Source organism: Pantoea sp. EKM21T (assembly GCF_011800405.1).
Lineage (GTDB): Bacteria > Pseudomonadota > Gammaproteobacteria > Enterobacterales > Enterobacteriaceae > Pantoea > Pantoea agglomerans.
In genome coordinates, this window is the sequence record NZ_JAALFV010000001.1 from 636,544 (window position 1) to 652,450 (window position 15,907).

At 53.4% G+C, this 15,907-nt stretch carries 14 protein-coding genes; 4 read left to right on the plus strand and 10 right to left on the minus strand.

Features of this window, described 5'->3' with window-relative positions; genetic code table 11:
* Positions 1 to 92: 92 nt before the first annotated feature.
* Positions 93 to 1,127 (plus strand): PLP-dependent cysteine synthase family protein, encoded by a 1,035-nt coding sequence (locus tag HFD87_RS03135; protein WP_167422919.1) that lies wholly within the window; start codon positions 93 to 95, stop codon positions 1,125 to 1,127.
* Positions 1,128 to 1,161: 34 nt separating this feature from the next.
* Here the strand turns inward: HFD87_RS03135 and cof are convergent, their stop codons facing one another.
* Positions 1,162 to 1,983 (minus strand): HMP-PP phosphatase, encoded by an 822-nt coding sequence (gene cof, locus HFD87_RS03140; RefSeq protein ID WP_167422920.1) that lies wholly within the window; start codon positions 1,981 to 1,983, stop codon positions 1,162 to 1,164.
* Between the two features lie 92 nt (positions 1,984 to 2,075).
* On the opposite strand from cof, the gene HFD87_RS03145 reads away from it, so the two are divergent.
* Both HFD87_RS03145 and queC read left to right on the plus strand, forming a co-directional pair.
* Complete coding sequence (locus HFD87_RS03145) at positions 2,076 to 3,794, plus strand: SgrR family transcriptional regulator (RefSeq protein ID WP_167422921.1); 1,719 nt, start codon at positions 2,076 to 2,078, stop codon at positions 3,792 to 3,794.
* A gap of 41 nt (positions 3,795 to 3,835) precedes the next feature.
* On the plus strand, positions 3,836 to 4,531 hold the full coding sequence (gene queC, locus HFD87_RS03150; RefSeq protein ID WP_031592184.1) for a 7-cyano-7-deazaguanine synthase QueC: 696 nt from the start codon (positions 3,836 to 3,838) through the stop codon (positions 4,529 to 4,531).
* Between the two features lie 50 nt (positions 4,532 to 4,581).
* Here the strand turns inward: queC and HFD87_RS03155 are convergent, their stop codons facing one another.
* The 9 genes from HFD87_RS03155 to bolA all read right to left on the minus strand — a co-directional run bounded on the left by HFD87_RS03155 (position 4,582) and on the right by bolA (position 14,997).
* Complete coding sequence (locus HFD87_RS03155) at positions 4,582 to 4,980, minus strand: YbgC/FadM family acyl-CoA thioesterase (RefSeq protein ID WP_010671209.1); 399 nt, start codon at positions 4,978 to 4,980, stop codon at positions 4,582 to 4,584.
* 100 nt (positions 4,981 to 5,080) lie between these two features.
* On the minus strand, positions 5,081 to 5,434 hold the full coding sequence (locus HFD87_RS03160) for a helix-hairpin-helix domain-containing protein (protein ID WP_010255849.1): 354 nt from the start codon (positions 5,432 to 5,434) through the stop codon (positions 5,081 to 5,083).
* A 140-nt stretch (positions 5,435 to 5,574) separates the two neighbouring features.
* A complete protein-coding gene (gene ppiD / locus HFD87_RS03165; protein WP_033779659.1) occupies positions 5,575 to 7,443 on the minus strand; it encodes a peptidylprolyl isomerase in 1,869 nt (622 codons plus the stop codon).
* A 247-nt stretch (positions 7,444 to 7,690) separates the two neighbouring features.
* Positions 7,691 to 7,963: a nucleoid-associated protein HU-beta gene (gene hupB / locus HFD87_RS03170; RefSeq protein ID WP_009091701.1), complete on the minus strand. Its 273-nt coding sequence runs from the start codon at positions 7,961 to 7,963 to the stop codon at positions 7,691 to 7,693.
* Positions 7,964 to 8,177: 214 nt separating this feature from the next.
* Positions 8,178 to 10,532, minus strand: a complete 2,355-nt coding sequence (gene lon / locus HFD87_RS03175; RefSeq protein ID WP_010255415.1) for an endopeptidase La — start codon at positions 10,530 to 10,532, stop codon at positions 8,178 to 8,180.
* A gap of 186 nt (positions 10,533 to 10,718) precedes the next feature.
* The gene (gene clpX, locus HFD87_RS03180) at positions 10,719 to 11,990 is read right to left on the minus strand and encodes an ATP-dependent protease ATP-binding subunit ClpX (protein ID WP_010671205.1); all 1,272 of its coding nucleotides are present in this window, start codon (positions 11,988 to 11,990) and stop codon (positions 10,719 to 10,721) included.
* A gap of 134 nt (positions 11,991 to 12,124) precedes the next feature.
* On the minus strand, positions 12,125 to 12,748 hold the full coding sequence (clpP, locus tag HFD87_RS03185; protein WP_010255410.1) for an ATP-dependent Clp endopeptidase proteolytic subunit ClpP: 624 nt from the start codon (positions 12,746 to 12,748) through the stop codon (positions 12,125 to 12,127).
* A 336-nt stretch (positions 12,749 to 13,084) separates the two neighbouring features.
* Complete coding sequence (tig, locus tag HFD87_RS03190) at positions 13,085 to 14,389, minus strand: trigger factor (protein WP_010255408.1); 1,305 nt, start codon at positions 14,387 to 14,389, stop codon at positions 13,085 to 13,087.
* A gap of 293 nt (positions 14,390 to 14,682) precedes the next feature.
* Positions 14,683 to 14,997, minus strand: coding sequence for a transcriptional regulator BolA (bolA, locus tag HFD87_RS03195; protein ID WP_008924895.1), 315 nt, complete (start codon positions 14,995 to 14,997; stop codon positions 14,683 to 14,685).
* A 286-nt stretch (positions 14,998 to 15,283) separates the two neighbouring features.
* Between bolA and HFD87_RS03200 the strand changes: the two genes are divergently transcribed.
* Positions 15,284 to 15,862, plus strand: a complete 579-nt coding sequence (locus tag HFD87_RS03200) for a lipoprotein (protein ID WP_010255406.1) — start codon at positions 15,284 to 15,286, stop codon at positions 15,860 to 15,862.
* Positions 15,863 to 15,907 lie beyond the last annotated feature (45 nt).

The window sequence follows — 15,907 nt, forward strand, 5'->3', positions numbered from 1 at the left end:
TCCATTACCGCCATTTTAGCGGTAATTGTGCAATCTCTTTTTCCTGCACGTGCCATAAAATAGCCGCATCACTTTTTTACCGGACGCCTGAGATGCACACCTGCTGGATTCGCCACGCTATCAACGAAATTAACGCTGATTTTCAACGATCGGCTGAGACCCATTTGATCCGTTTCGATCTGGCGGACTTTCCCGGTATCTGGTTCTATCTGAAAGATGAAAGTACCCATCCCAGTGGCAGTCTTAAACACCGGCTGGCACGATCCCTGTTCCTCTACGGCCTCTCCAACGGCTGGATTAAACAGGATACGCCGATTATCGAAGCCTCGTCAGGCAGCACTGCCGTTTCTGAGGCGTACTTCGCAAGGCTGCTGGGTCTGCCCTTTATTGCGGTGATGCCGGCGAGCACAGCGAAGCGTAAAATTGAGCAGATCACTTTTTATGGCGGACAGTGCCATTTTGTTGAAGATCCCTGCCAGCTCTATGCTGAATCTGAACGGCTGGCGCGGGAGCTCAATGGCCATTTTATGGATCAGTTTACCTATGCTGAACGTGCCACCGACTGGCGCGGCAATAACAATATTGCAGAGAGCATTTTCCGTCAGATGGAGCATGAACCTTATCCGATTCCCCATACGATAATCATGAGTGCGGGCACCGGCGGCACCTCAGCCACGCTGGGCCGCTATATCCGTTATCAGGGACTGGAAACCAAACTGCTGGTGGTTGATCCGCAGCATTCGGTGTTTTTTGATTACTGGCAGCAGCGTGATGCCACCCTGACCAGCGCGCGCGGCAGCATGATCGAAGGAATTGGCCGTCCGCGAGTGGAGCCGTCGTTTATGCCTGACGTGATCGACGAAATGATCAAAGTGCCGGATAGTGCAACGCTGGCCGCCATGCTGAAACTGGAAAAGATTCTGGGACGCAAGCCAGGCGCCTCTACCGGCACCAATTTCTGGGGCATGATGCAGGTGGCAAAACGCTTACGGGCAGCGAATCAGCAGGGAGCACTGGTGACACTGCTGTGCGACAGCGGCGAACGTTATCCTGATAGCTACTATCAGCCTGAATGGGTGGCAAAGCATATTGGCGATATCACGCCGTGGCAGCGCGAGCTGGAATAAAAAACCGGACATCCTGTCCGGTTCACGGCAATCCTCAGCATTCGGGGGAATACGCGAGGTCGGGTGTTGCCAGCCAGTGATTTAAATAGTGAGACACCGCCTGTGTCTCGCAATGCCCTAATACCGGCAGATGCGGTAGCGCGGCTTTCAGCTGCGCCATCGCATTGCCCATGATAAAACCCTGTCCGGCCTGCGCCAGCATCTCGCGATCGTTCATCGCATCACCAAACGCCATACACTCCGCCATGGTCAGCGACAGATGGTCACATAACAGTGCCAGCGCGCTGCCTTTATTGCAGCTGGCGGGTAAGACCTCCAGACAATCCACGGCAGAGAAGCAGATGTTAGCCTGCTCGCCCAGTGCGGCATCCAGCTCTGTTTTTATCTGACAGAGGCGCTGATGCTGATCGATAAAGCAGATTTTTGTCACCTGATGCGCGGGCAATCTTTTAAGATCGCACAGCTGATAGCCAAATCCGCTGATCTGATGGGCCACCAGCAGATCAGGCTGTGGGTGATCGGTAAACCACCCCTGATCGTTGAAAACATGCAGGGTGGCGGGCGTATCCCAGCGGCGGTGGATCACCTCTTCGGCGACCGCAGAGGGCAGATCACGCGCAAAGATCAGATTGTCCTGCCTGTCGTGTACACGAGTGCCATTACCGGTAATCAGCCACGCGGGCAGTGTCATTTTTTCCCGTAAGATCTGCATCTCCAGCAGATGGCGGCCCGTCGCCAGCGCCAGATTAACGCCACGCAGATGCAACGCCTGCAGGCTATCCAGCGTCTGCTGACCTAGTTGATGATCCGGCAGCAATAATGTGCCATCCATATCGAACGCGGCTAAACGCACCATGATTTACCTCCTGCTGAAAGATGAACTCCACTATTGCCTGTTAATTGCGGAACTAATAGTGAATACTTTTAAAAAACTGTTCCGGGTTTAACATGCGCCAGCTTAACCGTCTTAATCAGTTCCAGCGTCTGTGGCAGCAGAGTCAGGGCGCCCCACAGCAAACCTGCGTGGCGGAGATGGCCCGCCACTGTATCTGCAGCGAGCGTCATCTGCGCACGTTGCTGTCACAGTGGCAGCATGCAGGCTGGCTCAGCTGGCGCGGCGAGCCTGGCCGTGGCAAACAGGGACAAATAGTGTTTCTGCGCTCACCTGAACAATTACGGCAGCAGTTGCTGCAACAACAGCTCGACGCCGGAGACGCCGCTGAGGCCTTGCAGCTGCTGGATCTGCCGCCGGAAAGGCTGATCAATATGCTGCGGCCATTAATGGGTGGACAGTGGCAGAACGATACGCCGGTGCTGCGCATCCCCTACTATCGTCCGATGGAGAGCACAGAGCCGCGTCAGATTACCGGTCGGGCCGAACAGCACCTGGCTCGCCAGATCTATTCCGGTCTGACTCGCTTTGAGCAGGATGAGCCGGTCGGCGATCTGGCGCATCACTGGCAATATGACGAGGCGTCATCTGGCTGGTTATTCTGGTTACGGCCTCAGCTGATGTGGCACAACGACGAGCCTCTGCAGGCCGCACAACTGGTGGCGCAATTCCGCCAGCTGTTGCGGGATAGGCGCGTCAGCATGTTACTGGCCGATGTGGTCAGCGTGGATGCGCCCCATCCGCTTGCGGTGCGTTTCGTACTGCGCCGCCCTGATTTCTGGCTGCCCCATCGGCTCGCCCACTTGTTGTGCCTGCTGCCCCATCCCATCGATCCCGCCACGGGCAGCGGGCCGTGGAAACTCAGGCACTTCAGCACCGAGCTGGTGAGGATTGAAAGTCACGCGCGCTGGCATCTGCAGCGTCCTCTGCTGCAGGCGGTGGAGTACTGGATTACCCCTCAGCTGTTTGATCCCGCTCTCGGCAGCAGCTGTCGTCATCCGGTGCAGATTGCGATAGGCGATGCCACAGAGCTCAGGACGCTGCAACCGGTCAGCAGCAGTATCAGCCTCGGCTTCTGTTATCTGGTCTGCCGGCCGCGAGCCGGATTTACCGCTGATCAGGCGCGCACGCTTTTCCAGCTGATCCAGCAAAGCGGCATTGTCAGCCGGTTGCCTCTGGATGAGGGACTCATCACTCCCAGTAAAGAGTTGTTACCTGGCTGGAGTGTGCCGCTGATTGATGCTGTCAGGGTTCCCTTACCGGCAACCCTGACGCTGCATTATCAGTTGCCGGTTGAGCTGCATCAGATGTCACAGGCGCTGGTTGCACTGTTAAAACAGCACGGCTGCACCCTGAAGGTAGTTTTTCATCCGGTAAAAAACTGGCACGGCATCGACCCGCTTGATGAGGCGGATATCGTGATGGGCGACAGACTGATTGGTGATGCGCCGGTCTTTACGCTGGCCAGCTGGTTACAGACTGACCCGCTATGGCGGCCGCTGTGGCCCACACTGCAGGGCGAAGAGATTCAGGCGCAACTGCTGGCTATCCAGCAAATTGCTGACGACGAAACCCGTGCCCGCTCGCTGCATCAGCTTTATCATCAGCTGATGACGGGCGGCATCCTGCTGCCACTGTTCAATTATCGCTATCAAATCTACGCGCCGCCGGGCGTTGAAGGGATTGAACTGAATACGCTGGGCTGGTTCGATTTCAGCCGCGCATGGATCCCGCCGCCCATTGATCTGCCATGCAGCTGTTCAGCGGCGGACTGAGGCATTACCATAAGCGCAAAATTAATTATCAGGAAAACACCATGAAACGCGCTGTTGTAGTTTTCAGCGGTGGACAAGACTCCACTACCTGCCTGATTCAGGCCTTAGAACAATATGATGACGTTCATTGCGTCACTTTCGACTATGGACAACGCCATCGGGAAGAGATCGATGTGGCCCGCGACCTGGCGATTAAACTCGGTGCACGTGCGCACAAAGTGCTGGATGTCACCATGCTGAACGAACTCGCCGTCAGCAGCCTGACGCGGGATAACATTCCGGTGCCGGCTTATAATCCCGAGGCCAGTGGATTACCCAGTACGTTTGTGCCGGGACGCAATATTCTCTTTCTGACGCTGGCCTCGGTTTACGCTTATCAGGTCGAAGCGGAAGCGGTGATCACTGGTGTCTGTGAGACCGATTTCTCCGGCTATCCCGATTGCCGCGATGAGTTTGTCAAAGCGCTGAACCATGCGGTGTCGCTGGGCATGGCGCGCGATGTTCGTTTTGAGACGCCGCTGATGTGGCTCAATAAAGCGGAAACCTGGGCGCTGGCGGATTACTGGCAGCAGCTTGCGCTGGTACGCGAGCAGACGCTGACCTGCTATAACGGCGTGAAAGGTGATGGATGTGGTGAGTGTGCAGCCTGTCATTTACGGGCCAATGGCCTGCAGGGTTATCTCAACGATCGTGCTGGCGTAATGGCGGCAATGAAAGCAAAAAGCGGTCTTAACTAAGAGTGTCTGACGTGGCGGCAGAGAATCCGGGTTGCCGCCTTTTTATCGACTCATGCCATCAGACGCATCAGTCGCTCGCGCAACTCCCCTTCCAGCGCAACCGCCTTCTGAGTCCGTAAATCAATACAGACAAAAGTGAGTGCGGCATCCGCCACCACGGTCTCCTGCCCTGCCAGCAAAACCCGCTGCGCAATAATGCCGCTTTTGCCATTCAACTGCGTGATCTCACTGTCGATAGTCAGTACGTCGCCCAGCACGGCCGGGCGACGGTAGTTGATGTTGATGTTTACCACCACAAAAGCCAGTTTCTGTTCCTGCAACCAGTGGAATGCTTCCACCTCTTCCAGCCATTCCCAGCGCGCCTCCTCCAGAAACTCAAGATAGCGCGCATTATTGACGTGCTGATAGACATCCAGATGATAGCCGCGCACTTTTATGGTGGTCTGCATGATCATGCTCTCCTGCTGCTGTGAATTAACTGGTTGGACCTGTTCACTTTAGCAGAGTCGCCTGTCTATCGTGGGTTAAGCATCACAGATGTGTACTGCTTCACAATTTCAGCCGGGCCGCATTTCGCTCTATCAACGCATTGCCGATGCCCGGCACTTCACTGAGTTGCTGAATTGCGCTAAACGGTCCGTACTGTTCGCGATAGCTCACAATTGCCTGCGCCTTTTTCAGCCCCACCCCATTCATAACGGCAGAGAGCTGTTCGGCTGTTGCTTCATTGATGCTGACCTGCTCCTGCTGTGGCTGCGCGGCGGCTTCCGGCTTCGACGCAGGATGTGAGCTCTGCGTGACGGCTGCGCTGACAGGTTCAGGTGCCGCAGAGACGCTGCTGTGACAGAGTGCGCCGCCCAGCGCGAGTGAAAGATAAAAGGCAACGAGTTTAGGTTTAGCCATGCTGTGTTTCTCCTTGTATGTAAACAGCAGCGACAGAGTGGCACTACTGCACATAAGGCTCAAAAGCGGGATTTCAGAAATGGAAAAGGCCGCGAATGCGGCCTTTGATTGTTACAGTCGTTGCGCAGTTTCTGCGAGGCTTACTGCATTTGTGCGGCAGCGCCGTACTTAATTTTGGCCTCTTTACGCAGGTTTTGCAGTAACGCTTCAAACGCCAGCTGCGCATTATTCTGCGTAACGCCTTTGACCATTTCGTCAATCTGCGCCTGCGGCATGCTGCCGGTTTTAACTTTATCAACCGCCACCAGTACCACATTGCCCTGCATATCTTCGCTGACACCCCAGGAAGGTTTATTTTCCGCAGGCTGAGGCAGGTTAAAGGCAGTCTGTGCCACCGGATCCTGCGCATTGCGATCAACGGTCTTGCTGGCGCTCAGCGTCAGACCCGCTGCAGTCAGCGCATCCTGCTTACCGGCTTTCAGATCGGTCAGCAGCTTATCGGCCTGAGCTTTTGCCTGCTGCGTCGCTTTATCATGCTTAAGCGTGTCAGTGATCTGCGCCTTAACCTGCTCAAGCGGTTTTACCGCTTCCGGTTTATGCTCACTGATACGCAGCACAAAGGCACGGTCGCCATCGACAGTAATGATATCGGAGTTGTTGCCCGGCGCGCCGTTTTGCCCGACCAGTCCGCCATTAAAGATCGCCTGCTTCACTGCATCAAAGTTAAGCTCATCTGGCAGCGTATCCTGACTGAACCAGCCAGTCTCTTTCGCTTTCAGACCAGAAGCCTGCTCTGCACCCGCCAGTGACTCATTGTCATTGCTGGCCGCTTCGCTGACTTTCTGTTGCACTTTGTAGAAGGCATCAACGCCCTTCTCCTGCTTCACTTTCGCTGCAATGGCGCTGCGCACTTCATCCAGTGGCTTAACCTGCTCTGGCTGAATATCGTCAAGACGAACCACCAGGAAGCCCACTGAAGATTTGATGACGCCTGACATCTGGCCTTTCTCAGTCAGACCGGCATTTTTCAGCTCATCCGGAGTCGTAGAGGGTTCCAGCCAGCCCATATCGCCGCCCTTACGCGCCGAGATCGGGTCAATGGATTTGGCTTTTGCCACGTCAGCGAAGCTGGCACCTGCTTTCAGCTGCGCCAGGACCGCATTGGCATCGGCTTCAGTTTTGGTCTGAATGACGCTGTAGCGCGTACGCTGTGGCTGCGAATAGTCCGCTTTATGCTGGTCGTACCAGGCCTGAATATCGGCCTCGCTGGCATCCTGCTGCATGCTGGCCGCATCCATCAGGAGGTAGCTGACACGGAACTGCTCTGGTGCCATAAAGCTGGTTTTATGCTGCTGATAATACTGACTGATTTCGTCGTCAGTAACGGCCTGCTTCGCCGCCAGTGCATTGACGTCCAGCGTCGCCTGACGAATCTCACGCTGCTGTGAAACCAGGTCCACCAGTTTGCTGGCTTCGCCTTTCAGCGTGAAGTCGGTGTTAGCCACGGCATTGATCAGCTGTTGATTAGAGAGCTGCTTACGCAACGCTTCGGCATACTGGTCGGCGCTGAAGCCCATATTGCTGATCAGACTCAGATATTTGGCATTGTCGAATTTACCGTTAGTCTGAAAAGCCTGCTGATTGAAGATAGCCTGCTTCACCTGATCGTCGCTGATGCTGAGGTGGAGATCTTTGATGTAGCTATCAAGCAGCGCCTGATCGATTAACTGCGACAGCGCCTGCTGGCGAATCTGCTGCATGTAGCCATCGTTGCTGGCCAGCTGTGAGAACTGATCGCCCAGCATCTGCTGCTGACGACTGCGCTCGCTGTTGAACGCCTGCTCCAGCTGTCCCCGGCTAATCTCCTGGCCGTTAACTTTGGCCGCATAGTCGTTATTGCCGCCAATCAGATAGTTGCCAACGCCCGTCAGCACAAAGGAGAGGATAATCAGCCCCAAAATAATCTTGAGCACGACATGGTTCGACGCCGCGCGTAAATTGTCCATCATGGTATGGCAACACTCCGCTGTAGTGTGAATGTAAAGCTCGGTCGCAATTCGCCATTGGCTGGCGACTCACGCAACTGCTGGCTTAGCTGGCAGTCTCAATCCGGTCCAGGTCCATCTTACGGCCCGATTCTCACCGGTTAAAACAAAAAAGGCACATCTGATTGATGTGCCCGTATGTTACATGAGAACGGGTTAATCGTCCTCTAATCCACTGAAGAAAATGCGTCAATGAATCTATTCGTTGTTATTAATTGACAGCGTCTTTCAATGCTTTACCAGCACGGAAGCCTGGTACTTTACCGGCCGGGATGGTGATCTCTTTACCGGTTTGCGGGTTGCGGCCGGTACGTGCAGCGCGGTCACGCACAGAGAATGTGCCGAAACCTACCAGAGCCACTTCATCACCGTCTTTCAGCGCATCTGAAACTGAGCCCATAAATGCATCTAAAACACGTCCCGCTGCAGCTTTAGAAATATCAGCATCGGCAGCAATTTTGTCGATCAATTGTGACTTATTCACTCTCTTCATCCCCTCTTTTATTATTTCACATCGTACCCTGCATCCGGCAGGGTGCGAACGCGCAGCAAGTTATATCAAGCCTGTGGAGCCGAAACAACGGAATTTCTCTGAGAACGTCGCGTCGGCAGCCACCTAAATTAACGGCACAAAAAAAAGCTGGCAAGCGCCAATTGCCTTGCCAGCTCCGCTTTTTAACGGTTTTTGCCGTTAATCACTATTTTGCTGTTACGACCTGCATACCGTATGGCGCATTTTCCAGTGCCAGATTCAGCACCTCTTCAATGCGTTTCACCGGATGAATCTCCAGATCGGCAATCACGTTCTGTGGAATCTCTTCCAGGTCGCGCTTGTTGTCGTCAGGGATAAGCACGGTTTTAATGCCACCACGGTGCGCTGCCAGCAGTTTCTCTTTCAGCCCGCCAATCGGCAGCACCTGACCACGCAGGGTGATCTCACCGGTCATCGCCACATCCGCCCGCACCGGGTTACCGGTCAGACAGGAGACCAGCGCAGTACACATGGCGATACCGGCACTTGGACCATCTTTCGGCGTAGCGCCTTCAGGTACGTGAACGTGAATATCACGTTTTTCGTAGAAGTCACCATTGATGCCCAGCTTCTCGGCACGGGCACGCACCACGGTCAGCGCAGCCTGAATCGACTCCTGCATCACTTCACCCAGAGAACCGGTGTAAGTCAGCTTGCCTTTACCTGGTACGCAGGCGGTTTCGATGGTCAGCAGATCGCCACCCACTTCCGTCCATGCCAGACCCGTTACCTGACCCACACGGTTTTCGCTGTCCGCACGACCGTAGTCGAAGCGCTGAACGCCCAGGAAATCCTTGAGGTTTTCGCCATTGATGGTGATGTGCTTTTTCGTCTTGTCCATCAGCAGCGATTTAACCGCTTTACGGCACAGTTTCGACAGCTCACGCTCAAGGCTACGCACACCGGCTTCACGGGTGTAGTAACGGATAATGCCCACAATCGCGCTGTCTTCAACCGTAATTTCATTGGCTTTCAGGGCGTTGCGCTCAATCTGCTTGGTCAGCAGATGCTGCTTAGCGATGTTCAGTTTTTCATCTTCGGTGTAACCCGACAGACGAATCACTTCCATACGGTCCAGTAGCGGTGCCGGGATGTTCATTGAGTTCGATGTAGCAACGAACATCACATCAGAAAGGTCATAGTCGACTTCCAGATAGTGGTCGTTGAACGCAATGTTCTGCTCAGGATCAAGCACTTCCAGCAGCGCTGAAGCCGGATCGCCACGCATGTCAGAGGACATTTTGTCGATTTCATCCAGCAGGAACAGTGGGTTTTTAACCCCGACTTTCGCCATTTTCTGGATTAATTTACCCGGCATAGAGCCGATGTAAGTACGACGGTGACCGCGGATTTCAGCTTCATCACGCACGCCACCCAGCGCCATACGCACATATTTGCGTCCGGTTGCTTTGGCGATCGACTGACCGAGAGAGGTTTTACCTACCCCTGGCGGTCCGACCAGGCACAAAATCGGCCCTTTGATTTTGCTGACGCGACTCTGAACCGCAAGATACTCAAGAATACGATCCTTCACGCGCTCCAGCCCGTAATGGTCGGTATCCAGCGTCTCCTGCGCTTTACGCAGATCTTTCTTCACTTTACTGCGCGCGTTCCACGGAACCTGCACCATCCAGTCGATATAGCCGCGAACCACGGTCGCTTCAGCGGACATCGGGGACATCATCTTCAGCTTCTGCAGCTCAGCTTCCGCTTTCTCGCGCGCTTCTTCCGGCATTTTTGCCGCATCGATTTTGCGTTTTAACGCTTCGTACTCGTCGGGCGCGTCGTCCATCTCGCCCAGCTCTTTCTGAATCGCCTTCATCTGCTCATTCAGATAGTACTCGCGCTGGCTCTTCTCCATCTGCTTCTTAACACGGTTGCGAATGCGCTTCTCAACCTGCAGCAGATCGATTTCAGATTCCATCATCGCCATCAGATATTCCAGACGTTCGTTGACGTCGGACATCTCCAGCACAGACTGTTTGTCTGCCAGCTTCAGTGGCATATGTGCTGCGACGGTGTCAGCAAGGCGGGCCGCATCGTCAATGTTGTTCAGCGAGGTTAAAACCTCGGGTGGGATCTTCTTGTTGAGTTTGATGTAGCCTTCAAACTGATTGATCGCCGTGCGCACCAGCACTTCCTGCTCGCGCTCTTCAATCTCTGGCGAAACCAGATATTCAGCTTGTGCCACAAAATGGTCACCGTTATCGGCCAGCGTCGTAATGTGGGCGCGCTGTAAACCTTCGACCAGGACTTTGACGGTGCCATCCGGCAGTTTCAGCATTTGTAATACTGATGCAACGGTCCCTACTGAGAAGAGATCGTTAATGCCAGGTTCATCCGTTGAAGCCTCTTTCTGTGCGACCAGCATGATTTTTTTATCATGATCCATTGCGGCTTCAAGGCACCGAATTGATTTTTCCCGGCCAACAAACAACGGAATTACCATGTGCGGATAAACCACCACGTCGCGCAGCGGCAACACGGGGATTTCAATGCGTTCAGAACGCTCAGGATTCATAGAGCTCTCTCTTTGTTTAATGTCCGCCAGGTGATGGGAACCGCATCAGGCAGGTATGCAGTTAAACCCACAGGTATCTGAGTATATGGGGATGATTGTCCGACATTCAACGTCACAGAGGCGAGAAAAGCAAAAGGGGAAACATTTTCCCCTTTTTTATTACGACAAGATGGACGATCTGTTTAATTATTCGCCAGATGCCTGGGCTTCATGCTTACCGTAGATCAACATGGGCTCAGACTGACCTTCAATAACTGATTCATCAATCACTACTTTTTCCACGTCGTCCATGGAAGGCAGGTCATACATCGTTTCCAGTAACGCGCCTTCTACAATTGAACGCAGACCACGTGCACCGGTTTTACGTGACATCGCTTTCTTAGCAATGGCGGTTAACGCCTCGTCACGGAACTCCAGCTCAACGCCTTCCAGGTTAAACAGCGCCTGGTACTGTTTGGTCAGGGCGTTCTTAGGCTCACGCAGAATCTGAATCAGCGCTTCTTCGCTCAGCTCGCTCAGGGTCGCAACAACAGGCAGACGACCGATGAACTCAGGGATCAGACCAAATTTGATCAAATCTTCTGGTTCACACTGCGCAAGCAGTTCGCCTTCGCTGGCTTTCTGCGATTTCCCTTTCACGGTCGCGCCGAAGCCGATACCGGATCCGGTTTCAACACGCTGGGCGATCACTTTGTCCAGGCCGGCAAATGCGCCGCCGCAGATAAACAGAATTTTAGAGGTATCAACCTGCAAAAATTCCTGCTGCGGATGCTTACGTCCACCCTGCGGGGGAACGGCAGCCACGGTGCCTTCAATCAGTTTAAGCAGTGCCTGCTGTACGCCTTCGCCTGACACGTCACGGGTAATCGACGGGTTATCAGACTTACGTGAGATTTTGTCGATTTCATCGATGTAAACGATGCCGCGCTGTGCTTTCTGTACGTCGTAGTCGCATTTCTGCAGCAGTTTCTGGATGATGTTTTCAACATCTTCACCCACGTAACCGGCTTCAGTCAGCGTGGTGGCATCAGCCATGGTAAACGGCACATCCAGCAGGCGTGCCAGCGTTTCTGCCAGCAGCGTTTTACCACTACCGGTCGGGCCAATCAGCAGAATGTTGCTTTTGCCCAGCTCGATACCATTGCTGGTATCGCCGTTGCGCAGACGCTTGTAGTGGTTGTAAACCGCAACCGCCAGCACTTTCTTCGCTCTTTCCTGACCGATGACATAATCATCGAGGTGATGGCGAATTTCATGTGGGGTTGGCAACGCACTACGTTCACGATGCGGGGCAACTTCCTTAATCTCTTCGCGAATGATGTCGTTGCACAGGTCAACACACTCATCGCAGATATACACTGACGGCCCGGCAATCAGCTTTCGCACTTCATGCTGGCTTTTGCCGCAAAAAGAGCAGTACAGCAACTTTCCTGAACCGTCTTTGCGCTTATCTGTCATCAGTTAACCTCTTCTTGTTCTCAGGCCATACCCGCGTACGGCTCAGGCCGTGCAGAGACGGCCGAAATTCATTCAACCCATAATAGTACCGTTGTCCTGTTAACTATAGACCAGGGACAACGGTAAGTCGGGTCTTATTGGCGATGCGTCAGAATTGAATCGACTAATCCATACTCTACCGCTTCATTTGCAGAGAGGAAACGGTCACGCTCAGTGTCACGCTCAATTTCTTCCAGCGTTTTACCGGTGTGCTCAGCCATCAGCTCATTCATACGCTGCTTAACTTTAAGGATTTCGCGCGCGTGGATCTCGATGTCTGACGCCTGACCCTGATAACCGCCCAGCGGCTGGTGGATCATCACACGTGAGTTCGGCAGACAGAAACGTTTGCCTTTGGTGCCCGCCGTCAGCAGGAAAGCGCCCATAGAACAGGCCTGACCCATACAGATAGTGCTGACATCCGGTTTGATAAATTTCATGGTGTCGTAGATCGACATACCGGCCGTGATCACACCGCCTGGCGAGTTAATGTAGAGATAGATATCTTTTTCCGGGTTTTCAGCTTCCAGAAACAGCATCTGCGCCACAATCAGATTAGCCATGTGGTCTTCGACCTGGCCGGTCAGGAAAATGACGCGCTCTTTAAGCAGACGGGAGTAGATGTCGTAAGAACGCTCACCACGCGAAGTTTGTTCAACCACCATTGGCACCAGCGCATTGTGCGGTGCTGTATATTCACGATCGCCACTGTATGACATTACCGTCTCCTGGATAAATTTCATTGGCAACATTCTGTACCGATTCTACGTAAGACGCGCGGGAAACTCCACGCCGCGCCTTTTTCCGACACCTTCAGGACGGTTAATCAGCCAGCCTCACTCTTATTTCTGCATACTCCCTGTATCTGGGGATGCTGCACGCATGTTTCAAGCATAACAATCTTTTCCCTGTTCGCTAACCCGGAAAAAGCGATGCGTGAATAATTCGCCTGTTTATTAAACAAATAGCGGCGAAGAGTGGCTATCCGGACGCAAAACACAAAAAAGCCCGCGACTTTTCAGTCACGGGCTTAGCACAGACGGTTAAATGCGTGATCAGGCCTGAGCGGTCTGATTCATCAGATCCTGGAAGTTGGTCTCTTTCTCGGTCACTTTAGCTTTCGCCAGGACCGCTTCAACCGCTTGCTCTTCCAGCGCAACGTTGCGCATATTGTTCATCAGCTCGTTATTCTTGCTGTAGAACTCGATCACTTCCTGCGGATCTTCATACGCAGAAGCCATCTCTTCGATCATGGTGCTTACGCGCGCTTCGTCAGCTTTCAGCTCGTGGGTACGAATCACTTCGCCCAGCAGAAGACCGACAACAACACGGCGTTTAGCCTGCTCTTCGAACAGTTCGCGTGGCAGTTCCAGCGCCTGCTGTTCGTTGCCACCGAAACGCTGTGCAGCCTGACGACGCAGAACGTCGATTTCGCTGTCAACCAGCGCAGCTGGCACGTCGATTTCGTTCGCTTCAACCAGACCGTCGATTGCCTGAGTTTTGATGCGATTACGGATAGCGCCTTTCAGCTCGCGATCCATGTTCTTACGCACTTCAGTACGCAGACCGGCAACTGAACCATCTTCAACGCCGAAACGTTTGATGAACTCTTCAGTCAGCTCTGGCAGTTCGCGCGTTTCAACTTTCTTCAGCACGATCTCGAACTTCGCATCTTTCCCTTTCAGGTTTTCTGCGTGGTAGTCGTCCGGGAATTTCACGTCGATAGTGAAAGTTTCGCCCGCTTTGTGACCCACAACGCCTTCTTCAAAGCCTGGGATCATGCGGCCCTGGCCCATGGCCAGAACGAAATCAGAGGCTTTGCCGCCTTCGAACTCTTCACCATCCACAGAACCGTTGAAATCGATAGTGGCACGATCTTCCGGACCTGCTGCAGCGTCGCTTTCGATCCAGTTGGCCTGCTGCTTGCGCAGAGTGTCCAGCATGGTATCAACGTCAGCATCAGTTACTTCAACGACAGGTTTTTCGACTTCGATGTTTTCCAGGCCTTTCAGCTCAACTTCCGGATAGACTTCGAATTCAACCGCGTAGGTGAAATCCTGACCTTCTTTGTATTCGCCTGGCACGTAGTTCGGTGCGCCAGCCGGATTAATTTTTTCTTTGATGATGGCGTCAACAAAGTTGCGCGTCATCAGCTCGCCCAGCACGTCCTGACGGACAGAAGCGCCGTAACGCTGTGCCACGATGTTCATCGGCACTTTGCCTTTACGGAAACCATCGATGCGAACTTTCCTGGCAACGTCAACCAGTTCTTTTTTTACAGCGCTTTCGATGCTGTCAGCAGCGACAGTAATCGTAATGCGACGGCCCAGGCCCTGAGTGGTTTCTACAGAAACTTGCATCTTGTTACCTCAAAAAATCACGTGCTCGGTCAACTTCAGACACCACACATAGTGAAATGCGCCGTATCCAACAACCGGGACGGCTTCCGTGAAGAGAACCTGATCCCTGTTACCAGAAGCGTCCCGAAGACATTCCGGAAAAATAGACGCAGCATTATAGCGGCATCGCTGGAATGAGTCGAGGATGCTAACTCACCACTTTTCAGCAGGTTTGCTGCTTTTTTGAGCCAGGGATCGCGTTTTTCGCTAAATAACAGAAAAAACGGCCCGCAGGCCGTTTCAGAGAAGGGAGATCAGGCGAGTGTTCCGGCACCACGACAGTTAGGCGAAGCCAGTACGGTATCCTGCAACCCTTCCCACTCTTTCAGGGTGTAAGTATGCAGGGCTAAGGCGTGTACGCTGCCCGCTAACTCAGCGGCCAGTTCGCCATAAATCAGGCGATGACGCGCCAGAAAACGCTGGCCTGCAAAGCAGTCGCTCACGATGACCACTTTGAAGTGACTTTCCGATCCGGCAGGAACATTGTGCCGGTAACTTTCGTCGTGCACTTCCAGATGAGCTGGCTGAAACGCCACACGCAGCTTTTCTTCTATTTGTTCGCGGATCATGGCTATTACTCCTCAATGGCGAGCGCAGTGCCCCATCTCATTCAATCTTAGTCGCTTTTAGTGCGCTTACCCGCAAGCGCACGCTAAATATTGCATTTTATGTCAGACCGCTTCCGGCACGCATAATAACGCAGCTGAAACGAACAGCAAACCGACCTGTCAGAGAAGGGGCTTAAAACGGTTTCAGACACAATTTCCCCGGCAACAGGGCTTTTTTCACTGCCGGGCAATGCTATGATGACCGCAGTTTTTGCAAACCAACCCCCTGACACCAACGAGAAAAAGTATGTTGAAAAAACTGTTATTCCCACTGTTGGCTGCGTTCATTTTAGCCGGCTGTGCAACCAGCAATAATACCCTGACTATCCAGCCTAAAATTCAGTTACCGCAGCAGGACCCAGGCCTGATGGGCGTGACTGTCAGCATCAACGGTGCCGACCAGCGTAAAGATCAGGCGCTGGCAAAAGTAAACCGTGATGGTCAGTTAGTGACCTTAACGTCATCGCGTGACCTGCGCTTCCTGCTGCAGGAAGTGCTGGAGAAGCAGATGACAGCACGCGGCTATATGATTGGTCCTAATGGCGCGGTCGATCTGCAGATTGTGGTGAACAACCTCTATGCCGACGTCACTCAGGGCAATGTGCGCTACAGCATCACCACCAAAGCGGACATCTCTATTATCGCAACAGCGAAAAACGGCAACAAACAGGTTAAAAACTACCGCCAGACTTACAGCGTAGAAGGCGCGTTCAACGCCAATAACCAGAAGATTACCAACGCGGTGAACGCCACTATGAGCGATGTGATCGCGGATATGGCTCAGGACACCAGCGTCAACGACTTCATCAAGCAGAACGCCCGTTAATTCAGTCTCTCCTCTGCCCTGCCTTGCGCAGGGCTTTTTGTTATC